The sequence below is a fragment of the Mesorhizobium sp. M7A.F.Ca.CA.003.01.2.1 genome (assembly GCF_003998945.1).
GTDB lineage: Bacteria > Pseudomonadota > Alphaproteobacteria > Rhizobiales > Rhizobiaceae > Mesorhizobium > Mesorhizobium ciceri.
The window spans coordinates 1-2,835 of sequence record NZ_RZRA01000768.1; the positions used below are offsets into that span (position 1 = coordinate 1).

3 protein-coding genes are annotated in these 2,835 nt (G+C 61.8%); 2 read left to right on the plus strand and 1 reads right to left on the minus strand.

Annotated features, from left to right (window positions below):
• Positions 1–30: 30 nt before the first annotated feature.
• On the minus strand, positions 31–1,020 hold the full coding sequence (locus EN969_RS25190; protein WP_013530855.1) for a sugar-binding protein: 990 nt from the start codon (positions 1,018–1,020) through the stop codon (positions 31–33).
• Positions 1,021–1,485: 465 nt separating this feature from the next.
• Here EN969_RS25190 and EN969_RS25195 point away from each other — a divergent pair, with 465 nt between their 5' ends.
• Together EN969_RS25195 and EN969_RS25200 are read left to right on the plus strand one after the other, a co-directional pair.
• The gene (locus tag EN969_RS25195) at positions 1,486–2,226 is read left to right on the plus strand and encodes an ATP-binding cassette domain-containing protein (RefSeq protein ID WP_013530854.1); all 741 of its coding nucleotides are present in this window, start codon (positions 1,486–1,488) and stop codon (positions 2,224–2,226) included.
• Between the two features lie 42 nt (positions 2,227–2,268).
• A partial coding sequence (locus EN969_RS25200) for an ABC transporter permease (RefSeq protein WP_164758474.1) occupies positions 2,269–2,835 on the plus strand: 567 nt, incomplete at its 3' end.

Below are 2,835 nucleotides of genomic sequence, written 5' to 3' on the forward strand. Positions count from 1 at the left end.
CCCGCAGCCGGGCGCCCCGAAATCGAGAACCTACTTCTGGATGCAGGTGTCGACCGTATCCTTGGTGCACTCGTCGAGGCCGGTGAACACCGGATCGGCGACCGCCTTGCCTTCGATCAGGTCGATCATCACCGACGGTGCCTTGTAGCCCATTTCGAACGGCCGCTGGCCGACCAGAGCCGTTACAAGGCCGTCACGAGCGATCGCAATCTCGTCGCCGATCGTGTCGGCAGCGCCGATGACGAAGTCGTTGCTGGCGATCCGGTCCTTGAGCGGTCCGAACAGATCGCGATAGGGCTGCGGCGCGCCGAACAGCGGCCAACCGCCCATGATGCCGAAGGCGTCCAGCTTGGGGTTGGCGGCGAGGATGTCGGTCATCGCCTGCACGCCCTTGGCGCCATCGTCGTTGGTGAACACCGGGCAGCCGGCGACTTCGGTCCAGCCACCTTCACCGGCAAGTGCGGCGAGGCCCTCCTTGCCCGACAGTGCGTCACGCATGCCTTGCGCACGGCGCAGGATGTTGTCGGCTGCCGGGTTGCCTTCGATGGTGCAGATCGTGCCACCATTCGGCTTGCCCTTCTTGATGTACTCGCCGATCTTCTTGCCCATCAGGTAATTGTCGGTACCGAGATAGGTCTTGCGAAGACCTGCGTCTTCCTTGCTGAGATCGGCATCGACCGTCATGATCGGGATCGACGGATTGGCACTCTTGATCGTCTGCGCGATCAGCGGCGCGTTGGACGGCGAGATCGCCATCGCCACCGTGTCGGCCTTGCTCAGCATGTCCTGGACGATCTGCGCCTCGCCGGCCTCGTCCGAAGTCGACGCCGGACCGGTGTAGAAGCATTCATATTCCGAGCTGGCGTTTTCCTTGTTCCATTTCTCGCAGCCCTGGTGGATGGCCTCGAAGAACGGATTGTCGAGACCTTTCACGACAATGACGAGCTGTTTCTTGGCCAAAGCCGGCCCGGCACCCAACGCCATGGCGGCGACGGCGGCGAGCAAAAGTGTTTTCCTCATGTCAGTCCTCCCTTGAAACAAACGGACACGGCGTGCCCGCCATACAGATCGACCGGATGCGTGATGACCGAGGGTCGTTTCGCGAGCGCTCGTGTCGCCAGGACAGATCGATAAGCATTTCCAGATTCGGCTTCAGATCAGCTCACACACAGGTGCCGCCGGATCCTGGACCGTCAAACCTCCGCCAATTCCGGCCGGCGACCGCCAGCGGGGATCGGCATAATCTCCTCCGACGCTTAGCTAATATCGGCTTGGCGCCAACGTCAATGCTATTTGTCCTACAAAACGGATTTTTAAAATAGTCCTGGCCCAATTCGTCCGACAATTGATTGACGTGCGCCGGCTTTTGCGTAAAAGAACGCTAACGCCGTCTTCGGGAGGAGCCGGGGAGAGCGAGGCCAAAGCAGCGTCGGCATCCACGCCGGTAACAGCTGCAGGTCGCAAAGCACGGGGAGGCAAAGGCTGGTGGCGGTTCTCGAACTCACCAACATCTCAAGGCATTTCGGCGCCATCCAGGCCGTCAACGACGTTTCGCTGTCGATCGAGCCCGGACAGGTGGTCGGCCTGATGGGCGACAACGGCGCCGGCAAGTCGACGCTGGTCAAGATGATCGCTGGCAATTTCCGCCCGAGCCATGGCACCATGCACATGGACGGCAAGGAATTGATCCTGCACAAGCCGGCGGAAGCCCGCCAGCACGGCATCGAGATCGTCCACCAGGACCTTGCGCTCTGCAACAATCTGACTGCCGCCGCCAATGTCTATCTCGGCCGTGAGTTGCGGCGCGGCGTCGGGCCGTTCCGGATCCTCGACTATGCCTCGATGTACAAGCGTGCCGGCCAGCTCTTCGCCGAATTGAAGTCCGAGACCCGTCCGCGCGACCTCGTCAAGCAGATGTCGGGCGGCCAGCGCCAGGCGGTGGCGATTGCCCGCACCATGCTGTCGCAGGCCAAGATCGTGCTGATGGACGAACCGACGGCGGCGATCTCGGTGCGCCAGGTCGCCGAAGTGCTGAACCTTATCCGCCATTTGCGCGATCAGGGCATCGCCGTCGTTCTGATCAGCCACCGCATGCCTGACGTGTTCACCGTCGCCGACCGCGTCATCGTCATGCGGCGCGGGCGCAAGGTCGCCGACAAGACGATTGCGTCGAGCTCGCCCGAGGAAGTCACCGGGCTGATCACCGGCGCTATCGAACAGGTTTGATTTCAAGCGAATTCCACCACGCACAGCAGATGAAGGTCGACGATGGCACTGACAATTGACCAGCCGATCGAGCATAAGCAGCAATCCTTGGCCGCGAGACTGTTTGCCAGCCAGACTTTCTGGGTGGTGATCGCGGTCATCCTTGCCTGCGTGTTCCTGTCGTTTGCCACCGACGCTTTCGCCACCTCGAAGAACCTCTACAACATCACCCGCAACATCACCTTCGTCGCCATCATCGCGCTCGGCATGACCTTCGTCATCATCACCGGCGGCATCGACCTGTCGGTCGGCTCGGTGCTATGCCTGTCGTCGATGGTGCTGGCCGTCACCATGCATGCCGGCTACTCGATCGAGGTCGGCATCCTGGCCTCGATTGCCACCGCGCTCGCCATTGGCGCCTTCAACGGCGTGCTGATCGCCTATCTCGGCTTTCCACCCTTCGTGGTGACGCTCGGCATGCTGTCGATCGCCCGAAGCCTCGCCATGGTCGCCTCCAACAACACGGTGGTCTTCCAGTTCGGGCCGGACCATGCCAAGCTTCTGTCATTGGGCGGCGGCGCCTGGGTGTTCGGCATCGCCAACCCGGTGCTTTACATGATCCTTCTGGCG

Excerpts from the sequence above, each read along its gene's own strand:
- EN969_RS25190 (WP_013530855.1), bottom strand. The coding sequence starts at position 1,020 with ATGAGGAAAACACTTTTGCTCGCCGCCGTCGCCGCCATGGCGTTGGGT.